The organism is candidate division WOR-3 bacterium (genome assembly GCA_016934535.1).
Lineage (GTDB): Bacteria > SDB-A > SDB-A > SDB-A > SDB-A > JAFGIG01.
Genome location: JAFGSQ010000061.1, coordinates 1 through 20,721 on the forward strand (window position 1 = coordinate 1; position 20,721 = coordinate 20,721).

Sequence of the window (20,721 nt, forward strand, 5' to 3'; positions counted from 1 at the left end):
AGGTTTAAAAAGAAAAAAAGAATTAACCACTAATTAACGCGAAAAAAGGAAAGAATAAGTTATAACCACGAATTGACACGAATGGACGCGAAAAAGACAGAAAAATATTAACCACGAATCAGATTTTTGAATCGAAGATTCAAAATATCGTTACACGAAGAGACGATAAATGAAAGAAAGAGATATCCACCACGAAGGGTGGGAAGCATCGCTTCCCACCTGCACGAAGGAAAAAATGTAAACATTTTTTCTACACGAAGGTTAAGAAAAGAAAAGTATAAAAATCTTACCGTAAAAATGATACAGTGATATGGCGCAGTGCGGCGCAGTAGTTTGTCACAGTAGCTCATAGTATTTAGTCGGGTCCGTGGCGCTTTGAGCCACCGGTTTGACTATCTTTTTTTCTTCGAGTATCTCAAAATCCCTCTGGGCGGTCCTTCTTGAGCAGAGATTTTTGTTCTGGTGTTCGTTGATTGTTATTTTTCCGTTAATCAGTATTTGTTTCAACGCTTTTATCTGCCTTTCGTTTAAATCCATTTTTCTGTATGTTCGCATTTTCTCTTCGCTGGAGATTATTTTTTCTCCCTTCAGCCGGATTTCAGCCATCTGCGAACTGAGGCCGCTGACGAAATACTCCAACCAGGAGGTCATGTCCATCCTGCTGTTTCTGACAGATTGTATCGCTTTGTAATAGGAAGGTCTGTCTCTGTCGTAAAACTCGGAAAGAGTGAAAAGCTTTTTGAAATCGTAACCGGTTTTGTAGAGAACGAGAGTCGAAAGAAGACGGGCAGCTCTGCCGTTGCCGTCTATAAAAGGATGAATGTGAACGAGCCGAAATTGTGATATACCGGCGGCGAGAACCGGCGACATTTCTCCCGGCTTGTTGAGCCATTTGACGAGCTCTTTCATCAGGGCCGGGACTTTTGAGGGAGGGGGAGGAGTGTAGACAATATTTTTGGTCATTGAGTTAATGAGATAATTTTGTATTTTTCTGTAATTACCCGGATCTGATTTGTCATTCCTGACGCCTTTTACCAATATTTCGTGAAGTTTGCATATAATCTCTTCAGTAATCGGATCGTTCTTGCCCAAATATTTGGATATAAAAAACATTGCTTTTTTGTAATTTAACAGTTCGCGCCTGTCATTTGGGTCAACGCCCAAAACTTTGTGGCCGGCCAGAATATTTTTCGCCTGATTGAAGTCGAGGCCGGTCCCTTCGATGTGAGTGGAATGATGGGCTTCAGTTACAAGAGCATTTTTCTGTATGTCGGATATCCAGTCCTCTTTAAGTTTTATGGCGTCAAGAAAACCGCTCACACGTTCAATTTCCGTGAGATTTTTATTCATTTTGGGAGTTATTCTAAATTTTGTTTTAAAAGACATTTTTCCTCTTTGCTCGATTATAACTTGTTTTGAATTGAAATAAAATCCGTGTCAATTGATCAGGGCATTTTATATATCCAATATCATTCAGCGATTTTAAATAAAATGATTTAATGTTTTTTTAACGCCTAAAAGGTATTGAAATGTTCAAACTCAACAAAGGAGAGATGGTGAAGGCAATTTTAGTTTTAATACTGATGTTGGCAACGGCAGTCAACGCTTATTCATCTATACGCGATTATCAGAGCGCGAAAATTGTAAGCATAATAGAAGACCAGGACCCCCTGGAACTTCTGCCTAATACAAGCAACGAAGTCTATCCTTATCTTCCCGATTTGCAGAGCAGGCCAGAAACACCTTCCGGTTACAACGGAGAATGGGGGACGGACAGGCTGATATCGAATGAATGTTGCATGGAAAATTCAATAATTTCATTGGACTACGATAATGACGGTTTCCTGTATGTCGTCCTGATTTCGAAAAACAGCCAATATGACACTTTAAAAATATATAAATCCGCTGATCAGGGAGTAACGTGGAATAGGATAGTTCAGTTTACTCCTTTAGTTCCCTATAAGATATTTGACGTGGAAATGAGAGTGAATCACACAGGAAGTGATCCTGACATTTATTTTTTCATGATAGATTCTTTTTCAGTAACAAACAAGAGATCGCTTTGGTTCTGCACTATTGATCAACCATCAATGACTAGTAACTGGAAAGAGTTTCCGGACACAGTAACGATATTTGAAAAACCTCTCGAACTTTCGATTGACATCACCGACGAAGCGATACCCGATATCTGGTGCTCATATAGCCGCGTGACGGCGTCAAATTACGGTTGGGCTTCAATCCGCTCTTCCGACGCCGGAGTGACATGGAATGTTTTCAGCCACAGCACGAACAGGGGCGGAAGGGATCCATACATTTCTTTTGGGACTGATTATGTTTATGAGGTGTGCGTTTACACGAACACATCAGACAGCAATGCCATAAGGTGCTGTATCACTGATATTGGCGGTGGAGGAGATTATATATGGGTCTCTGATCAAAACCTTCAGGGAAGAACACGTCCCTGCGTTGCGAGCACGAGAATAGCATATCGTGCGAACAGGGTAGAAGTGCTCTATGAGGAGATTGCAGTTTCGGGGGAAATAATAAAAGAATCCTTCAGCAATGACGCCGGTCAGACTTGGACTTTGTCTCAACTATGGCCGATGACGGGTGATGCCGAGTCTGTTCATCCTTACGTCAGATCGGGTTGGCAGACGGGTGTATGCAGCGAATTTTGCGCTGTGGCAGCCATTCCGGGTGTTTTCGATTCTTTAGTTGTCGCTTACAATGTTGACGGGAACTGGACCGGCAGAATAACAGTAAACGAATACAAGGTGACCGGTGAAGTCACGTCTCAAGCTACTGTCACCTTAGGCGGAAGGGCTGTAGTATATCGTCAATACGGATCAGACAATGTTTGGTTTGACTCGAATGACAATGTCGCCGTTGAAGAAATCCCTTCTGAAGTCTTTCTGGATTGGAATATCACAGGACAGAATAATATTGTAAGGGTCAGTTTTACTCTTGAGACGCCGCAGTCAGTGACGTTGAAAATGTACGATGTTCTCGGCAGAAATGTCCTGACGGAAGATTTCGGGAAGGTTTCTGAGGGAAGTCATTCTTATGTCCTGAACGCAGCGGAGATGAGTTCGGGCAGGTATTTCGTCAGCGTAAGGGCAGGGGATCGGAATCTCTCAAAGCCTATTGTTCTTTTTTAGATAATTGATTCATTGATAATAACAAAGGCGGGAATAAATCCGCCTTTTTTTGTTATCAGTGGTTATGTTTTTTGCTAATAAAATTTAAGAAAGAGGAAATTTAAACCACGAAGCGGGATAAAGCCTTACTTTATCCCTTCACGAAGGTGAAGAAAAAAAACAAATAGATTATTCTTAATAAAATTTGTATTACTTCGTGTAGGGCACTTATTTGTCTTTAGCAAATAAGTGAACTTTCGTGTAGAAGGGTATTGCTGCTGTAATACCCTTCGCTTCGTTGTAAAAATTATTTTTGGTTTTTCTTCGTAATGCATCAAATAAGTGAATTAGCAGTCGTGGTAGAAATTGTATTTAGTCTTTACAGAATAAAAAACAAGAAGAGATGTCAACCACGAAGGAAAAAATGTAAACAATCCATCTTCACGAAGCCGTCTATTTTTACTCTGTCGGAAAGTAAGAATGGTTTATAAATTTACTTATGAATTGCTTGCTTTTTAATCGTCAAAACTTTGGTATGATTTTTTCCCTTTTCGTAATAAAATTATGTTAACAGTTTAAGACAGGAGGAAAAATGGCGTTACTCGATTTTGTAAAAGACGCGGGTAAAAACCTTATCAAAGACGCAAAACAGGCGACTTTGAAACCCGAAGATTTGGCCAATGAATTGAAACTGCACGGATTTGAGATTCAGGATCTCAAGATCGGAGTCGACAAGGAAAAAGTCCTCGTTTCTGGAAAAGCAAAATCTCAGGAAGAAAGGGAAAAAGCCATTCTGTGTCTCGGAAACATAAAGGGCGTCGCTCAGATAGACGACAAGATCGCCATCGGTAAGGCCGAACCCGAATCGGGATATTATACTGTCAAATCCGGAGACACCCTTTCGAAAATCTCCAAGGAACAATACGGGGACCCGAACAAATACAACACAATCTTCGAGGCAAACAAACCCATGCTGAAAGACGTTAACAAGATATACCCGGGTCAGGTTCTCAGGATACCCAAAAAGTAATAGTTTTAACTTCAAGGTGTGTCATATATCCATGATGACACACCATTTTTTTTAATATTTGTAATGTTAAGGAGAAAAACATGGGATTGCTTGAATCGATTCTGAATTCCGATGCGTCACCTCTGAATAAAATCGGAGATAAATTCGGGCTCAGTGAACAGCAGACCGCGGAAGTGGTAAAATTGTTTCTACCTGCTTTAACAGAAGGTATTAAAAAAAATGTGTCCCAAAAAGGGGGACTGGAAAGTTTGCTCGGTGCGCTCGCCAACGGGAATCACGATAAATATCTGAACGACGCGAATTCGCTGGATTCAGACAATGCAATTTCGGACGGCAACGGGATCCTCGGTCATGTGCTTAAAAACAAAGAAGTCAGTAAACAACTTGCAAAAAAGACCTCTGAAATTACGGGGGTAGATTCAAAAATACTTGAAAAAATGCTGCCTCTGGCGGCAGGACTGGCGATGGGAGCGCTGAAAAAACAGGGAGGAAAATCGGGTATTGTTTCCCAGCTTGTAGGAAGTGCACCGGCGCCATCAGCCCTTGATACAGTTATGTCTTTATTGAGCGGAGATTAATAGTCAATCAGTCGAATATACGACTAAAGCGAACAGAGCGCTGATCGAAATCGCTTACAGAAGAACACCTTCTCTGAAAGACACACCTGATGAAATTCTCGATCTGGTCGCAGAGTATCCGAAGTCTACAAAAGCGATAAAGTAGAATAATTAAGTTAATACGCTGTTATTTTTCAAGACCTGTAGGAGATCCGTACCATACGAAAATTGCTCCCTGCGTGTCGTCTTCGAGCGTAATTCCGGATGCTCCTGCAACAATGTCGTCAAAACCATCGCCGTTTACATCGCCGGCACAGGAAACTGTAATGCCTAACAGCGCATTTTCGACATCGGATTCAATTAACGAATAAGAAGAATTTGAAAGGCCTGTGGGCGAACCGTAGAAAAGATAAACTGCTCCTTCCATACTCTCGCCGTTTTTATAACCGTGGGCTCCGACAATGACGTCGCCGTAACCGTCGCCGTTTATGTCTCCGGCGGCCGAAACATCGTATCCGAAAACGGAATTTTCAATTCCTGACGCAAAGGACCAGTTCAACAGGTCCGAAAGACCGGAGGAAGATCCGCTGAACGAAAACGCTGCGCCCTGCCAGGCCTCGCCGCCGCTGAACATCGGCGCCCCGATCAAAACTTCGTCGTATCCGTCGCCGTTGACGTCGCCGGCAGAGGAGACCGAGGTTCCGTATTCAGTTCCTATCTGAACGGGCATGGCTGTCCAGTCGGGCTCCGAGGGGAGCCCTGATCCGGTGCCGTAAAAAACCAGCGCGGAGCCGAATTCCTCATCCGCGAAGTCGAAATAAGGCGCTCCAGCAATAATGTCGGAAAAACCGTCGCCGTTTACGTCCCCGGCACTGGAAACAGACCATCCGAGGTTTGACCATTCCTGATCGGATTCATAGGACCAGTCATAATTTTTGGAGGGGCCGGAAGAAGATCCGTAATAGACGAAAATCCCGCCCTCATATTCCTGATAGTTGGAGAAATTGTAAGAACCTGCTACGATGTCAGAATATCCGTCTTTATTGATGTCGCCTGCTGATGAAACCGAAGATCCGAAAAATGCTTCGAGTTGATTTATTTCGGATGTCCAATCAGGAGTTTCAGAGAGTCCTTCAGGCGATCCGTAATATATAAAAACCCTTCCCTTGTCATTTTGTTCGTCGCCGTATCCCGGTGATCCGATAATGACGTCCGAATAACCGTCGCCGTTGACATCGCCGGCTCCGGACACAGCCCATCCGAATTTAGCTTCCACCAGGTCGGATTCCGCCAACCAGTCCGGAGAAGATGATAAGCCGTTTTCAGATCCGTAAAAAACTAGAGCGGCTCCTTCGAAAGGTTCCTCATCCATGAAGTACGGGACCCCCGCGATAATGTCGTCGTATCCGTCTCCGTTAACGTCGCCGGCAGAAGACACGGAAGTCACGGAAAGACCTAAATTCGCATAAATGTGTTTGGTGGAAAAAGTCCAATCGGAATCAAAAGAAGAAAATAGAACGAAATCTTTTGCAAAAAAAGTCAATGTCAACAGAACAATCAATTTTTTAAACGTTCCATACGATATTAATCTTATTCCTTTCACAACAATTCCCCTTTAAAGAATTTTATAAAATCTCTTTTATTATAAGAATTAAACACCATTTGTCATACAAAATAAACAGAGTATTATCATGAAATATCTCTTGCATTGGAATAAATTACTGAATAATTTAGGTTTAAACCGTTTGTAATAAAAAATGAAAAAAATAAACACACTTTTCCTTTGCATATTTGTTTATTCAGCTACAGTTATTATTCTCGTTGTCTCGGGCATTAGATCAAATTCCGGAACATTTGTTTACCCTCTCGATGACACGTACATACACATGGCTTTAGCCCGGAATTTTGCCGGCAACGGAGTATGGGGTGTCAACGGAAATACACATTCTTTTTGTTCTTCGTCACCTCTTTGGACGTTGCTGTTATCATCTTTATATTTTGTTATTGGAAGCAGCATCTGGCTGCCACTGGTTCTCAATATTGCATTCGGAGTGTTGTTTATAATTTTTGCTTTTAATTTTCTGCATAAAACCATGAATCTGACCGCCACTTTTTTTGCGGTGAATCTTTTGGTGTTTTCAATTTCACTGCCTGCTTTGACTTTAATCGCCATGGAACATGTTTTACATATTTTGCTGACTGCGGTATTTTTGTATTTTGCGTCTGATCTTATCGGACGTGATAAATGCGGAAAATCGGGTGTCGTGAAAATTTCCTTTATCGCTTTTTTGCTTTCTTCTGTGAGATATGAGGGAATTTTCGCAGTTCTATCGGTTTGTTTGTTCCTGCTTTTTATCAAAAAATACAAAACAGCTGTGATTGTCGGGACTTCGGGTGTTATGCCGGCTTTTATACACGGTGCTTTTTCAACAGCCAAAGGATGGAAGTTTTTTCCAAGTTCAGTGCTTATAAAAAGAGCCTCTCTTTCGTTCAGTTCATTTGAAAGAATTTTGGATTCAATCGGAGGTTTGGCCATCAGGAAACTCTGGTCCTGTCATGCGCTTTTGTCTGTTTTGGCTCTGATAATTATAAGCTTTTATATAAAGAATTCAGAATCCGAGGAGAAAAGTTTAAGGAACAATTATCTTTTTCCCGTGGTTATTCTGGTTACTATTTTGCATCTGCAATTTGCCGCATTAGGCTGGATATATCGGTACGAAGCATATCTTATCGCTTTGGGACTTTTGATTTCATTGCCGATCATATCGAAGAAGCTGTTTATTCTTTTAAGGAACTGGACAAGACCTGTACAGCCGGTAAAATTGCTCGTTTTATGCGTATCAATGTTGATAATCGTTTTTCCTCTGGTTGACAGAGGCAGAAAAATGACCAGAGACGTTTATTATGCGATGAACGACAGATATCTGGAACACGTATTTCCAGCTCTTTTTTTGGAAAAATATTATGATGGTGCAGTGATTGTACTCAACGACATTGGAATAGCGTCATATTACTGTGACTGCAAAATCTTAGATGTTTCCGGTTTAGGCAGTATAGAACCGTTGAACTTCAGAATGAAAACGGACGGATATACAAAAGATGATGTGTACGAATGGTCGAGTTCGGAAAATGCCCGGATCGCGATAATTCAAGTTAAATGGAAAGAAATCGCACAGAAGATTCCGGATCAGTGGGTGAAGGTCTGTCAATGGGAAATCCCGAGGAATACTGTATTCGGAGACACGGTCGTCGGATTTTTCGGTACGGATTCGGCTCAGGCATTAAAATTGAAGGAAAATATTATAGATTTCTCAAACTATATGCCAAGAAATATCCATATAACATGGGAACTAATGTAAGATGGCGGGGTAGACGGGACTCGAACCCGCGGCCTCTGGCTTGACAGGCCAGTGTGCTAACCAAACTGCACCACTACCCCTCTGGAATAAGGAATTATAAGTAATTGAAAATTAAAGTCAAGGATTTTAGTAGAGAAGAGAACTGAAGAACTTCCACCACGGTTATAATGTAGTGTGAAAAAAGAATATAAGAAACTAACCGCAAAAAAGAAAGAAAAAAATTAACCACGAATTGACACGAATGAACGCTAATGGATGCGAAGGATAAGAAAGAAACTATTCTATATAAAATTTGTTACCAAATTTTATAACTTCGTGTAGCTGGTTTATTTGCCTTATGCAAATAAGCCAGCCTTCTTGGTAGAAATATTCTTAGTTCTTTGATTAAAATTTTTTAAAAAAAGATAGAATTCAGATCATCGAAGAAAGGATCGCGGTTAACTCGTCTACGAGGACTGCGCCTTCTTCAGTCACACGGCACCTTGTTTTTGATATTGATATTAAATTTTTCTCAATCAAATTTCCGGTTTTTTCTCTGCTGAAATTTTTGAATATACCGAGGCGGACACCTTCTTTTGTCCTCAATCCCGTCATCAGTATTTCGAGTCTTCTTTGTTGTTCGGTGACCTCTTCGCTTTCAGCGAGAATTTTTCCTTTAGAATAGGAAACAAGGTCGGATATGTTTTTCCACCTCCTGTTTCCTATACGCGACACAGAAGCGGGTCCGAAACCCAAATAGTTCTTTCCTTTCCAGATGTGAGAATTGTGGACGCTTCTCGCGTTGAAATCTTTTCTGAAATTACTTGTTTCATACCGCTCGTATCCGCTGTCTGACAGTATTTTTCCTACGAGCCTGAAAAGAGAAAGAGATTTTTCTTCGTCCAAAGGTCTTATTTTGCCTTTTTCCGTGTCTTCAAAAAGAGGGCATCCTTTTTCAATTGTCAGAGCGTAAGCTGAGACGTGGTCGGGCGAGAGAGACAGCACTTTTTCAAGGTCCTTTCTCAGGGATTTTTCGTCTTCGCCGGGAACACCGAATATAAAATCCACAGAGACTGATTTGGCGCGGGACTTCCTGCAAGCCTCGAAGGCTTCAAGAGCTTTCGAGGCGCTGTGAATCCTTCCGAGAAAACGTAATTTTCTGTCGTTCAGGCTTTGTACGCCGAGAGAGAGTCTCGTTACGCCTTCAAGGGTTAAAAACCTCGCGTAATCGTTGTCGACAAGTTCCGGATTGAGTTCGACGGCGAATTCCTGCGACGGATCATTCAGTCCGGAAGATTCGAGAAAGGACATGAAAGCGACTGCGTTCTTTCCGCGCAATATGTTGGGAGTCCCTCCGCCGATGTGCAGAGTTCTGGCCCTGGGATGCGCCTTGTATTCAGACAATTCAGTTTTTAATCCTGAAAGGTATTGAGAAATTCTGTTGTCGGTAGAGTGGAATGATGTAAAATTACAGTACAGGCATTTTTTTACGCAAAGCGGAACGTGAACATAATAGTCGGTGGCAAGAAGAGATTGAGTTTGATGATGGGAGTGAGTATGAATTGGCTCCTGGCCGTTTCTTTCGGTGTCGTTTTTTTTCATTGTTCTGAATTTAATGAAATTCTATCACTTTACAGGCGGATTGAAAACGACCCTTACACAAGCGCTGATATATTGACGTGGGCGGACATAATTTATCTTCACGGAAACAAAGAAATAAGCGAGGACGTCGCTTTTCTGCTCACTGACACGGCGAGACAGAGCATGGCGGGAATGCCTGTTTGCGCTCATATTTCCTGGGCCATCTACGACGCGAAAGAATTTTTAACTGCCGAAAGAACGGGCGCCTGGACCGGAAAGCTATACCCTTACAGGAGATTCGGACTTGAAGGGATTAACGACCTGCCTTCCCGTTTTGACACGGTGTTCGGCAAAACAGAAGGATTTGCCTACAGGTGCGGGTCGAGGTGGGCTGAATTCTATCCGTTTTTAGATTCTACGGGAATGGTGTGGATCGAAAACCTTGACGGATCGATGAGCACAGACGATCTCTGCAGGACTTCGGGAGCAGACAGAGGAGAGCTTTCGCTTTTTTTACTTGCTTTGTCAAGAATTGATGCAGTGCGTTTCAGCAAAATCCAGTTGAGTGACAATTTCTGGTTTTGCCCTGATAAACCGGGCGGAATAAACGGTATGATGTATTTTTTTATTGGGGAATGAGCGTTAAAACTGCTCGTTCAATTGTTGGAATATTTCTGTTGTTAACAGTACTGTGGAGGCAATTAATAAATTAATTTTCAAGCGCGAGAACGGAGAATACATGAAAAAAGTTTTGATAGTTCTGATTTCAAGCCTTTGTTTTACGGCCGCCATCCATGCGCAGGCCGTAAACGGAGACACAGTGAGAGTTGACCGAAACATACTGGTTCTAAAAGTGTGGGGTTCTCATCAGGAGAGAGGCTACGCTCACGGCTACCTTTTGGCCCCGAGAATAAAAAACGTCTTCGAGAATTATGTGCTCAGCAGTATATTCTACAACAATGCTGGCTTGTACACCGGAGTCAGAACCTTTTTTGAGCAAAACTGCTATTTCAACGACAGATACCTTGCTGAAACCGGAGCGATGATACAGGGAATGGAAGATGCAGGCGTCAGCGTATGGTCGCAGGTCCTTGGAAGAGACGTCGATTCGGTCGACATACTTATGACGAGCGCAATAGACGAACTGGTCGAAGCTTTGGAGTGTTCAAGTCTCTCGAGCTGGGGACCCATGACTGCCCAGGACTCGGTTTTACAGGGTTCTTTGGTGATAACGAGAATGATGGACTGGACGTCAAATTCCGTTCTGAAAGAAAACCATTTAGTAATAGTCCACATACCCTCTGAAAACGACGAACAGCCCTGGCTATCTGTCGCCTATTCAGGTTTCGTCGCCGCTCTTTCGGCTGTCAACGACAGCGGCGTCACGGCTTTCAAAAACATGGGGAACACGCCGAGTCATCCCAATCCGACGAACCTGTACCCGGCTCTCCTGGCCGCAAGAGACGCCGTCGAGAGATGTGATTACAATAACGACGGGACGTGCGACGTAAATGACGTATTGAGCTCATTTGGTTCGCATAATTTTTACGGTTCTTCGATAATACACGCAACATCGGAAGCGGGAGAGATAATCCCTGCGCTCGCAATCGAATGCGACAACGAGGCCGGAGACACCTTCAGAACGTATTCACACGATCCCGGCTTGCCTCTTTACAACATCGTTTGCACGAACCATTTCCGCGCCCTGCATCCGCCAGTGTACTGTTACAGGTACAATAATATAACAGATTCAATACAGGCGGACTCTTCAATGACCGCAGACAGAAGCTGGAAAGTCATGTCCGGAGCCGCCGGCGTTTCAGGCAACAGCCAGATGATGCAATGGATAGGAATAACAAGAACCTTGAAAGTCTCTGCGGCAACTTCGGATTCCCCGGCATACATGAGGATGCCGATCCTGCTCAACGCGGATTCTCTTTTTGAATTCACCGGCGTGGAGGAAAACCGGGAATGCGCTTGCGGAGCTTTCCTGTCAGTCAGCAACGTTATTTTTTCTTCGACAATCGTCGTTTCTTATTCCGGAAACACGGAGATCGAGTTATTGATTTCCCTCTATGACATATCGGGAAGGGAAACCCTCCCCGTAAGACGAGTGATCATGAATCCGGGACGTTCGTGCGAAATTCCCCTGACAGATTTTCCTGCCGGGATGTATTTCCTCAGGATAGAAGGAGTGACGGCCGATGCAGACAGAAATCTGTATCTGACAAAAAAAATCTTTTCAGTTCTTTAGGTTTTTTTATCGAGCCGGCAGAGGCACGACACCGTTTCTCCGATGCGGTCGAGTTTGATGCGCATGCCGGAGACTTTGAGGAAAACAGAGGACCGGTCTATCCATAAAATGAAATGTCCGAATCTTGGTGTTATTCCGGTGAATAGCTCAAGAGCTCCTCTCAGAGTGGAAAGCGAAAGAAGCCGATCGGCTCCGGCCTGGCCGTCGGCTTTTACCCGGATTTTTTTCCCGCCTAAATCAACGGGCACGCAGTTTTCCAGACCGGTTTTCTGAAAAAGAAATCTCGAAGAGTAAAAGACGGCTTTAGAAGGCATAAAGACAGGGGTCCTGACTTCCAATCTCGCCGGAGAGTTTCTCATTGCGGGTCTGTAGAAGATTTCGACGCTCCTGTCGTTGTAGCGTCCGAAATAGCGCCTGCCCATTATAAAAAAACTTTGAACCTTTTCAACGGTCATGAAAGTCAGAAATTTAGAAATGTCGGAGCGCCTTTTGAGTATGGTCAGTATCAAACCAACGAACAGGACCCAGATAATGAAAAACAGGGAACCGGTTATTATCGGAGTGTATTCAGCGGTGATTATTTTTATGCCCTTAGCGGACTCAAGCCAGTACCCGGCCGACAGAAGGACGAGGACAGCAATGAATCCTGTCAGCAGATAAAAAAAATACTTAGGCATGTTTTCAGAAGGATCGTACCGTTCTGAATCCTATGAGTTCTATTGCCATCATCGGAATATTCTTGCCCCTTGACGAGCATCGTAGATACCTGAAGTCGTGTCCGAAGGAGCCTCCTCTCATCGATCTGTATTCACCCGATTCAGGTCCTCTCGGATTGTAATTGCTTCCCGCAGGAGGGTAGTCTGAATAGAAATTCGAGCACCACTGCCAAATATTGCCGGCCATGTCAAACAGTCCGAAATTGTTTGGAGCGAAGTTTTTTACCGGAGAGGTGTGCATGAATCCGTCCCTTGCCATGTGGCTGAAAACAGACGCGAAGTCGCCTTTTTCCATGTCCTGTATGTATTCTCCGATCGTCGAATAACCCGCGTGGTTGGCTTTTGCCTCGCTTTTTTCTATTCCGGGTGATTCGTCTCCCCACGGGTAAGCGGCTATTGTTCCTCCCTGTGCCGCATACTCGAATTCGTATTCCGTCGGAAGCCTGTAGCCGTTCGTGTACCGGCACTGCCATGTGACGGTGTCATACTGAATGTCAAGACCTTCTTTTGAAGAAAGCCAGTTGCAGTATCGCGCGGCGTCAAACCATGTGACCTGAGTGACCGGGTGATCAGGAATATCAGTCGGAGCGTCTGGACCTTCCGGCCCTCTCGGCCTTTGCCAGTTTCCTCCGTCGTGCTGGTAACCGGTCGTGTCTGTATAAAAACCTATTGTTGTGTCTTTTTCGGCATCTGTTATGTAACCTGTCTCCCTGACGAATGAGTAAAACTCGGCGTTCGTCACGGGCGTGGTCTTCATAAGAAAACTGTCTATCTTGACTCTGAATGTCGGTTTCTCGTCGTCGAATATAGGCCTTGTCGAACCAATTCTGCAAATACCCTCGGGTATAAAAGAGTAACCTTCGGGCAATGACCTGAAAATTTCTTCGGTTATGATCTGAGGTGGTTTTTTAAAAAATTTGTTGGAAAAAACTATCGCGAGAATTGCGAGAATGACTAAAATAAAAAATATTGACAAAAGTATTTTCGGCAGTTTGGATTTTTTCTCTTCCTCATCATACTCCGGGTAATCGGTCTTAGAAGGGGGCGGAATTTGTTTTTCCGGAGTTTTTTCGACGGTGACGGGCGGAATTTTTTCAGGTTCCTTTTTTGCCGGAGGAGGGGGAGGAAAGTCGTCGGGTGGAGGGGGGACGTCTTTTAAAAGCTTGTATCCGCAATTGGGGCATTTTACGTCTTTCTCATTCACTGGGAAAAAACAATTAGGACAATTTTTTTGCATCCGCAACTCCTTTGTTGGAATGAATTATAATTTAAAAACGATTAAAAATAAATATTTGTGTTATTGGTATTGTAATTGTGCCAAAAAGCAGTATCTTTATTTAAAACGAACGGAGGCAGATTGGACCCCAAATGTTTTTACAAGTTGAGTTACGGAGTTTATATAGCCTGTTCCAAAAAAGGCTCCAAATTCAACGGTCAAATTGTCAACACATGTTTTCAAGTGACTTCCGATCCTCCTCAAATAGCTCTGAGCATCAACAAAAACAATCTCACCCACGAGTACATTCAGGAAAGCCGCGTAGTGGCGTTATCTATATTATCCGAGAACGCGCCCATGAAATTTATTGGAAATTTTGGTTTTAAAAGCGGAAGGGAAATAGATAAATTCCAGGGTATAAATTACAAAATAGGCAAACTTGGAGCCCCTATTGTTCTTGACTACACGACAGGATATTTTGAACTCGAAATAATAAGCCAGACCGACGTTGGAAGCCACACTCTTTTCATAGGCAAAGTTGTCGAAGCCCAGGTATGCAATGAAGATGAGCCCATGACCTATAGTTTTTACCACAACGTAAAAAAAGGGCTGTCTCCTAAAAATGCTCCAACGTATGTTAAGAAAACTGAAGAAACAAAACCGGAGGAGGAAAAGATGAAAAAGTATGTCTGCGATGTTTGCGGATATATCTACGACCCCGAGGTCGGAGATCCCGATTCAAACATTCCGGCGGGAACGGCTTTTGAAGATATCCCCGAAAGCTGGGTTTGTCCGATATGCGGCGCGGGAAAAGACTCCTTTTCCCCGCAGTCTTAAATAAAGGAGGATGTAATGACTAAAAAGCTTCAGATCTACAAATGCGATATATGCGGCAACATAATCGAAGTTCTGCATCCGGGGGCAGAAGCGCTCGTCTGCTGCGGACAACCGATGAAACTTAAAGATGAACTGACAAAAGAAGGCGCCGGTGAAAAACACCTGCCAGTAATAGAAAAAACGGGCGACAAAATCAAAGTCAAAGTTGGATCCGTCACTCACCCTATGGAAGACGCCCATTACATAGAATGGATAGAAGTCCAGTGCGGCGAAAAGGTGTGCAAAAAATTTCTCAAACCCGGTGAGAACCCCGAAGCTGAGTTCGAAAACTGTAAGGGCGAGGAAATTATCGCGAGAGAGTACTGCAACGTCCACGGACTGTGGTCGGTCAAGTAAAAGGAGAAATAAAACATGGATCAAAAAATGATAAAAGAGCTAAACGATCAGGTAAACGCCGAGCTTTATTCGGCTTATCTTTATCTTTCTATGTCGGCTTATTTCGAAGACAGGAATTTGAAAGGTTTCGCCAAATGGATGAGAATTCAGGCGAAAGAAGAACTCGGCCACGCGATGAAAATATACGATCACATACTCGAAAGAGGCGAAAGAGCTGAACTTTCGAAAATCGACGCTCCTGACAAGGAATGGGCTTCTCCTCTTGAAGTTTTTAAAAAAACTCTCGAACACGAAAAACACGTAACTTCACTCATTCACGGACTTGTCAAAACAGCGAGAGACTTAAACGACTACGCGACGGAGATATTCCTTCAATGGTTCGTAACCGAGCAAATTGAAGAAGAAGCGAGTGCCGGAGAGATTCTCAACAAACTCGACATGATTAAAGAGAGTAAAAACGGAATGTTCATGCTCGACAGGGAGCTCGGAACGAGAGAATGATAAAAAGAGATAAGGAGAAGAAAAGCGTTCTCAGGATAAGGAATCTCGCGCTTTCTCTAAACGGGAAAAAAATAATTAACGACCTCGATGCCGAGATATGGCAGGGTCACGTTCACGCCGTAGTCGGACCTAACGGCGCTGGTAAATCCACGTTAGCCGGAATCCTGATGGGACTCTCCGGCTATCGGGATTACGAAGGCGAAATAATTTTTCGGGGAAAATCGTTAAAAGAACTCGGGATTTACGAAAGAGCTGAACTCGGTATGACACTCGCCTGGCAGGAACCCGCGAGATACGAAGGACTGAAAGTGAAAGATTTCGTCGGAGCCGCGTCGGAAAAGATTTCCGGAATAAAATCGGCCAAAGCCCTAAAAGAGGTAGGATTGGATCCCGATGAATACCTTACAAGAAATGTGGACAAAACTTTGAGCGGAGGCGAGAGAAAGAAAATCGAACTCGCATCAATATACCTGATGAAGCCCAAACTGGCGATATTGGATGAACCTGACTCAGGGATAGACGTGGAATCGTTAGGTAGAATATTCGACGTAGTACGAAAACTCAAGGAAAAAGGAACCACGGTAATAATGATAACCCACAGCCTCGAAGTACTGAAACATTCCGATCACGCGTTTTTGATGTGTGACGGAAGGATTGTCGACAAAGGAGCCGTGTCTAAAATTTCGAAATACTTTGAGAATAAATGCATACCCTGTTCCCACAAAAACATGCCGGACAGAGGAGTCAAATGACCCAAAACAAGAATGCAGAAGAACTTTTTTCGAAAACCGATTCAGATATTAACGATCTTCTGGACCCGAAAATCGCCCATCTCATAATTAGCCACGATAAAGTCGTCAGCAAAAACGGCGTTGAAGGCCTCAAGGTTGAAACCCAGACGATCGAAAACGGCCTTCACGTCCTCATCGAACTCGAAGAAGGAATAGTTATTGAAAAACCCGTCCATCTCTGTTTCGGTATGCTGCCTGAACAGGGAATTCAAAATATAGTAGTTGAAGCCGTGATGAAAGAGCGCGCTTCGATGTCCGTTCTCGCTCACTGCGTTTTCCCGAACGCGATAGACGTTCAGCACCTGATGAATGGCAGTATAAAACTCGGAAAATATTCTGTTTTCAGATATTTCGAAAGGCACGTTCACAGCGAGAAAGGCGGAGTGAGGGTCGTGCCGAAAACTGTTGTGGAGCTGGGCGAAGGTGCAAAATTCTCGACGGAATTCGAACTTCTCAGAGGCAGAGTCGGCGTCATTGATATAGACTACGAGGCCAAATGCTCGGAAAACTCTGTCCTTGAAATGTCGGCTAGGATAAACGGAACCGAAGACGACAAAATTTCAATCAGGGAGACCGGATTGCTCCAAGGAGCTTATTCGAGAGGAGTTTTAAAGACCAAGATAGCCCTGCGCGGAAGGTCGAGAGCCGATGTCTTCAATAAAATTATCGCATCGGGAGCTTATTCGAGAGGTCATGTTGACTGCAAGGAAATCGTCATGGACCAAGCAGTAGCCAACGCAGTGCCGATAGTTGAAGTCAGACATCCCAAGGCTCGCGTAACTCACGAAGCTGCAATAGGAAGCGTCGACAACAGACAGCTCGAAACGCTTATGTCGAGAGGCGTTTCTGAAGAAGCCGCCGAAGAAATGATAATACAGGGGATGCTGTCAGAATGAAAGCAGGAAGGAAAAATGCTATCGCTTTTCCCGCTGGAATGAATTTCAGCGGAATCTTTACCCTGTCAGCAAGATCAGTCATGACAGAGTCATGAATGTTTTGCGCTGTAGTTCTCGCTCTGGTTTCCGGTTTCCTTTATCTTGCCGTTACAGACTCTTCAATACTTGAAATTCACGATTCATTATATGACCGGACTCAGGAAATAACTGTTGCGGAACCGGAGTTTTTAAACAGAGATTTGATTAGAGAAGACTACCGGGTTATCGATTCGTTTTCCGCTGACATAACTGGAGACGGATTATCGGACGAAGTTTATCTCATAGAACGCCCTTTCAGAGACTGGCCTTTTGCCGTTTGGCACGAAATGGAGACCGTGATTTCAGGCAACAAAGACGAAAGAGGGCTCTCGTGCAGTATTTTTGTTTTCGGTCCGAAGTCTCCGAACGACACAACCGGCAGTTTATTGTGGGCTGGATCTCCAATGTTCGTTCCTTTCACTGAAATCGAGCAGATAGATTCCGACAAAGACAAAGTTTTCGAGATCGCCGCCATTGAAAGCGATTATACGATTTGGTCAACGGGCTACGGAACAGACGTGGCAGTGTGGATATGGGACGGATTCGGTTTCAGAAGGGACTGCTTCTGTGGAGAAAGATCTTTCCTTTATGATTCATTGGAAATAAATGAAACAACGAGCATTTTACAAGTGCGCGTCAAATGACTTACCCGCTCTTTTGGTGTTTTTCAGTTTTTCGTGATATTCTATTTGTAAATTTTGCTGGAGGTTAATATGATGAGACTGTTTCGTTTTCCAGTAATCCTTTCCATACCTGTAATATTTACTCTGGCCAGACTTTCCGGCGCCGACTTCAATATTGAAGATTCAATTCCTGCCTCATACCAGGGGGCCGACTTCAGGTATCCCGTTGATCCCGAAAAGATTTTGTATCTGGAATTTGCCGGCCTCAATGAAGGTCAGGCCAGGTTTCTTTGTCAGAACGGTTTTGTCATTGTTCCAGGAAATTCAAGGGATTTTTATTGTCTGTACGACGGTTTTAAATACGATTCCGTTCCTGTTTACGTCACTGCTGACGCCATGCTGCACACCTACCATTTGATCTTCAATAAAATAATAAGAGGCCTTGAGGACGAGTTTTTGAGGGAGAGATTGCTGATGCTCACGGTGGACCTCTGCGCCGAAGCGAAGGATGTTTATTCCGAGCTAAGAGGCACGCAGTTCGAAGACGCCGCGCTGGATGTCTGGACGTATTTTGAAATAGCACGTTTTCTTCTGGACGAAAAACCTTCGGCACTCCCACTGGCGGTAATGATTGCTGCACAGTACGAGATAGAAAGGATTTCCGAAGCCCAGGGCATAGATGTTTCAACCCTTATGACTGAGGGAGAAGATATCTACGAAGAGGACTACAGTCAATACAGGCCGAGGGGGCATTACGACGGCAAACCCGAAAGAGAGAGATATTTCAGGGCGATGATGTGGTTCGGAAGAATAACATTTTCAACGGACGATCTCGGAGATATCCGAAGAATCATTGTCTTTGCCGACATAATGTCAAAACCCGGGAATGATTATCTGAAAAAATGGCAGGAAATATCGGAGCCCATTGAGTATTTTGTAGGAAGGTCAAAAGATCTCAGCGTTGTCGAAGCCGTATCTGTTTTCAGAAAAATATACGGTGATTCCCCCGATAAATCAGCTCTCGTAAGCTTGGTAAAAGGGACGGAGTTTTTATCTGAGATAAAAAAAATATCCAAGGGCGAAGACCTGCCGTTTGAATATTCAGAAAATGACCCCGGTTTCAGGTTTATGGGACAAAAATACGTATTCGATTCACACGTATATGAAAAACTTGTCTACAGCGAAGTCGGGACGCCTTCAAACACAAGAATGCTGCCCAAAGCTCTCGACCTGTTCGCTGTTTTTGGCAGCGAAGAAGCGTACGGCATTCTCGAAAGCGATGGCGACACTGAAATCGAAAATTATTCCGAGAACATGGAAAAACTGAAAGCCCTCGTCTCAAGAATTACTCCCGAAAAGTGGCAATCCGATGTGTACATTTACTGGCTTTACGTACTGAAAACATACGTCAGGGAAAAAGGCGAGTCATATCCGAAGTACATGAGAAAACTATCGTGGACGCTGAGAAATCTCTACGCCGCTTTGGCGAGTTACACTGAACTCAAACATGACACTGTGCTTTACGCGAATCAGGTAATGGCAGAATGCGGCGACGACATCCCGTACGATAAGTACATCTGTCACGTCGAGCCTGATCCTGAATTCTTTTACAGTCTTTTGAAGCTGGTCGAATTGACCGAAAAAGCGCTGGAAAAAACCGGCGTTGAGTTGAAAGCTTCTGAAGGCTTGCTTGCAAACCTTGAAGAGGAAACCCGGTACATGGCATCGGTATCTCTTAAAGAACTCAGGGGAGAAGAATTGAGCAGGGAAGACTTCGACCGTCTATATTATTTCGGCGGATGGCTCGAATGGATGGTTTTTGAATCCGCGGACGATCCTGCAGGAAATCCCGACTGGGAATGGGCTGGACTCGTCACGGACATAGCGACCGATCCGAACGGCAGAGTCCTTCAGGAGGCGACAGGAAAAATATTCAAGATATTCGTAATAACTCAGGGTAAAGAAGGAAGGCCTCAGCTCGCAGGAGGAGGCGTATATTCTTACTACGAATTCCCGTGGCCGATGGACGACAGACTTACGGACTCTAAATGGAGAAAAATGCTATTAGAAAATTCCGAACCGCCGAGACCTGAGTGGTCGGGTAATTTCATAATTGAATGAGTCCCTGACAATTACTTTATGACACTAAGCTATCTGCCTTTCGGCGCCGACATATTTGTTCTGGAATTAATAAACAAAACATTGCACGCAGTTTTTCTGAATTATTTTTTTGTTTTTTTCTCTGACGAAAAAGCAGCGGTTTTCCCGCTGGCCCTGACCTTATTTTTTTTTCTGAGAAAATACAAGAAAAAGGGAATCGTGCTTTTTTTGTTCGCGATCGCAGCTGTCGGACTGTCGGACCTTTTGGGAGCAAGATTTTTCAAGGAGTTGTTTGACAGACCAAGACCCTGTCAGGAAATAGCCGGTATATTTTATTTCGATAAAAAGACCGCCGGATGGTTGATCACCGACGGAGTGACAGGTTTTAAATCTTCCTCTTCATTCGTTTCCAATCACTCGGCAAACGCCGCCGCATTTGCCCTGTTTTCTTCGTTTTATCTCAGGCGGCTTTCCGTTTTTTTTCTTACGGCGGCTTTTTTAGTCGGAATATCGAGGATATACACAGGAGTTCATTACCCTTCCGATGTCGCGGCGGGATTTGCGACAGGAGCAGTGTGCGCTTTTTTTACCAAATGGCTCTGTGATCTATCAATCAAAATCCATTCAGGATATCGGGAAAAGAGAAAAAAAGTACGAAGTTGATTTTTTC

The 20,721-nt window shown here is 43.8% G+C and carries 19 protein-coding genes and 1 tRNA gene; 14 read left to right on the forward strand and 6 right to left on the reverse strand.

What is annotated here, in order from left to right:
- Positions 1–336: 336 nt before the first annotated feature.
- Complete coding sequence (locus JXL83_08870) at positions 337–1,386, reverse strand: Fic family protein (GenBank protein MBN2364230.1); 1,050 nt, start codon at positions 1,384–1,386, stop codon at positions 337–339.
- A 170-nt stretch (positions 1,387–1,556) separates the two neighbouring features.
- Between JXL83_08870 and JXL83_08875 the strand changes: the two genes are divergently transcribed.
- The 3 genes from JXL83_08875 (at position 1,557) to JXL83_08885 (ending at position 4,745) form a co-directional block, all read left to right on the forward strand.
- Entirely contained in the window at positions 1,557–3,158 is a 1,602-nt protein-coding gene (locus JXL83_08875; protein MBN2364231.1) for a T9SS type A sorting domain-containing protein, read from the forward strand.
- 571 nt (positions 3,159–3,729) lie between these two features.
- Complete coding sequence (gene lysM, locus JXL83_08880) at positions 3,730–4,167, forward strand: peptidoglycan-binding protein LysM (GenBank protein ID MBN2364232.1); 438 nt, start codon at positions 3,730–3,732, stop codon at positions 4,165–4,167.
- Positions 4,168–4,247: 80 nt separating this feature from the next.
- On the forward strand, positions 4,248–4,745 hold the full coding sequence (locus JXL83_08885; GenBank protein ID MBN2364233.1) for a DUF937 domain-containing protein: 498 nt from the start codon (positions 4,248–4,250) through the stop codon (positions 4,743–4,745).
- A 166-nt stretch (positions 4,746–4,911) separates the two neighbouring features.
- Here the strand turns inward: JXL83_08885 and JXL83_08890 are convergent, their stop codons facing one another.
- Complete coding sequence (locus JXL83_08890; GenBank protein MBN2364234.1) at positions 4,912–6,327, reverse strand: FG-GAP repeat protein; 1,416 nt, start codon at positions 6,325–6,327, stop codon at positions 4,912–4,914.
- 154 nt (positions 6,328–6,481) lie between these two features.
- Here JXL83_08890 and JXL83_08895 point away from each other — a divergent pair, with 154 nt between their 5' ends.
- A complete protein-coding gene (locus JXL83_08895) occupies positions 6,482–8,083 on the forward strand; it encodes a hypothetical protein (protein MBN2364235.1) in 1,602 nt (533 codons plus the stop codon).
- 2 nt (positions 8,084–8,085) lie between these two features.
- On the opposite strand, the gene JXL83_08900 is transcribed toward JXL83_08895, so the two are convergent.
- Both JXL83_08900 and hemW read right to left on the reverse strand, forming a co-directional pair.
- Positions 8,086–8,163 (reverse strand) — tRNA-Asp (locus JXL83_08900).
- 331 nt (positions 8,164–8,494) lie between these two features.
- Positions 8,495–9,664 (reverse strand): radical SAM family heme chaperone HemW, encoded by a 1,170-nt coding sequence (gene hemW, locus JXL83_08905; GenBank protein ID MBN2364236.1) that lies wholly within the window; start codon positions 9,662–9,664, stop codon positions 8,495–8,497.
- Between hemW and JXL83_08910 the strand changes: the two genes are divergently transcribed.
- Both JXL83_08910 and JXL83_08915 read left to right on the forward strand, forming a co-directional pair.
- Positions 9,620–10,282 carry a hypothetical protein gene (locus JXL83_08910; protein MBN2364237.1) on the forward strand — a complete coding sequence of 221 codons (663 nt, stop codon included), beginning with the start codon at positions 9,620–9,622 and terminating at the stop codon, positions 10,280–10,282. The genes hemW and JXL83_08910 overlap by 45 nt on opposite strands.
- Positions 10,283–10,382: 100 nt before the next feature.
- Entirely contained in the window at positions 10,383–11,897 is a 1,515-nt protein-coding gene (locus JXL83_08915; protein ID MBN2364238.1) for a T9SS type A sorting domain-containing protein, read from the forward strand.
- Here JXL83_08915 and JXL83_08920 read toward each other — a convergent pair.
- Positions 11,894–12,574, reverse strand: a complete 681-nt coding sequence (locus JXL83_08920; GenBank protein ID MBN2364239.1) for a hypothetical protein — start codon at positions 12,572–12,574, stop codon at positions 11,894–11,896. The two genes, JXL83_08915 and JXL83_08920, sit on opposite strands and share 4 nt — an antisense overlap.
- A gap of 4 nt (positions 12,575–12,578) precedes the next feature.
- Entirely contained in the window at positions 12,579–13,817 is a 1,239-nt protein-coding gene (locus JXL83_08925; protein ID MBN2364240.1) for a formylglycine-generating enzyme family protein, read from the reverse strand.
- A gap of 153 nt (positions 13,818–13,970) precedes the next feature.
- On the opposite strand from JXL83_08925, the gene JXL83_08930 reads away from it, so the two are divergent.
- From JXL83_08930 to JXL83_08965, 8 genes are all read left to right on the forward strand, one after another.
- Positions 13,971–14,666 (forward strand): flavin reductase, encoded by a 696-nt coding sequence (locus JXL83_08930; GenBank protein MBN2364241.1) that lies wholly within the window; start codon positions 13,971–13,973, stop codon positions 14,664–14,666.
- Between the two features lie 15 nt (positions 14,667–14,681).
- Positions 14,682–15,062, forward strand: a complete 381-nt coding sequence (locus JXL83_08935) for a desulfoferrodoxin (GenBank protein MBN2364242.1) — start codon at positions 14,682–14,684, stop codon at positions 15,060–15,062.
- A gap of 15 nt (positions 15,063–15,077) precedes the next feature.
- Complete coding sequence (locus tag JXL83_08940) at positions 15,078–15,563, forward strand: ferritin (GenBank protein MBN2364243.1); 486 nt, start codon at positions 15,078–15,080, stop codon at positions 15,561–15,563.
- Positions 15,560–16,315 (forward strand): ABC transporter ATP-binding protein, encoded by a 756-nt coding sequence (locus JXL83_08945; protein ID MBN2364244.1) that lies wholly within the window; start codon positions 15,560–15,562, stop codon positions 16,313–16,315. Before JXL83_08940 ends, JXL83_08945 begins: the two co-directional genes overlap by 4 nt.
- Positions 16,312–17,250, forward strand: coding sequence for a SufD family Fe-S cluster assembly protein (locus JXL83_08950; GenBank protein ID MBN2364245.1), 939 nt, complete (start codon positions 16,312–16,314; stop codon positions 17,248–17,250). Before JXL83_08945 ends, JXL83_08950 begins: the two co-directional genes overlap by 4 nt.
- A 95-nt stretch (positions 17,251–17,345) precedes the next feature.
- Positions 17,346–17,972: a hypothetical protein gene (locus JXL83_08955; GenBank protein MBN2364246.1), complete on the forward strand. Its 627-nt coding sequence runs from the start codon at positions 17,346–17,348 to the stop codon at positions 17,970–17,972.
- A 69-nt stretch (positions 17,973–18,041) separates the two neighbouring features.
- Positions 18,042–20,072 (forward strand): DUF3160 domain-containing protein, encoded by a 2,031-nt coding sequence (locus tag JXL83_08960; protein MBN2364247.1) that lies wholly within the window; start codon positions 18,042–18,044, stop codon positions 20,070–20,072.
- An 18-nt stretch (positions 20,073–20,090) separates the two neighbouring features.
- The gene (locus tag JXL83_08965; GenBank protein MBN2364248.1) at positions 20,091–20,714 is read left to right on the forward strand and encodes a phosphatase PAP2 family protein; all 624 of its coding nucleotides are present in this window, start codon (positions 20,091–20,093) and stop codon (positions 20,712–20,714) included.
- Positions 20,715–20,721: the final 7 nt, after the last annotated feature.

Bases quoted from the DNA above. Each gene is read 5' to 3' on its own strand.
- JXL83_08870 (MBN2364230.1), bottom strand. From the start codon at position 1,386: ATGTCTTTTAAAACAAAATTTAGAATAACTCCCAAAATGAATAAAAAT.
- lysM (MBN2364232.1), top strand. From the start codon at position 3,730: ATGGCGTTACTCGATTTTGTAAAAGACGCGGGTAAAAACCTTATCAAA.
- JXL83_08885 (MBN2364233.1), top strand. From the start codon at position 4,248: ATGGGATTGCTTGAATCGATTCTGAATTCCGATGCGTCACCTCTGAAT.
- JXL83_08895 (MBN2364235.1), top strand. From the start codon at position 6,482: ATGAAAAAAATAAACACACTTTTCCTTTGCATATTTGTTTATTCAGCT.
- JXL83_08910 (MBN2364237.1), top strand. From the start codon at position 9,620: ATGAATTGGCTCCTGGCCGTTTCTTTCGGTGTCGTTTTTTTTCATTGT.
- hemW (MBN2364236.1), bottom strand. From the start codon at position 9,664: ATGAAAAAAAACGACACCGAAAGAAACGGCCAGGAGCCAATTCATACT.
- JXL83_08915 (MBN2364238.1), top strand. From the start codon at position 10,383: ATGAAAAAAGTTTTGATAGTTCTGATTTCAAGCCTTTGTTTTACGGCC.
- JXL83_08920 (MBN2364239.1), bottom strand. From the start codon at position 12,574: ATGCCTAAGTATTTTTTTTATCTGCTGACAGGATTCATTGCTGTCCTC.
- JXL83_08935 (MBN2364242.1), top strand. From the start codon at position 14,682: ATGACTAAAAAGCTTCAGATCTACAAATGCGATATATGCGGCAACATA.
- JXL83_08940 (MBN2364243.1), top strand. From the start codon at position 15,078: ATGGATCAAAAAATGATAAAAGAGCTAAACGATCAGGTAAACGCCGAG.
- JXL83_08945 (MBN2364244.1), top strand. From the start codon at position 15,560: ATGATAAAAAGAGATAAGGAGAAGAAAAGCGTTCTCAGGATAAGGAAT.
- JXL83_08950 (MBN2364245.1), top strand. From the start codon at position 16,312: ATGACCCAAAACAAGAATGCAGAAGAACTTTTTTCGAAAACCGATTCA.
- JXL83_08955 (MBN2364246.1), top strand. From the start codon at position 17,346: ATGTTTTGCGCTGTAGTTCTCGCTCTGGTTTCCGGTTTCCTTTATCTT.
- JXL83_08960 (MBN2364247.1), top strand. From the start codon at position 18,042: ATGATGAGACTGTTTCGTTTTCCAGTAATCCTTTCCATACCTGTAATA.
- JXL83_08965 (MBN2364248.1), top strand. From the start codon at position 20,091: ATGACACTAAGCTATCTGCCTTTCGGCGCCGACATATTTGTTCTGGAA.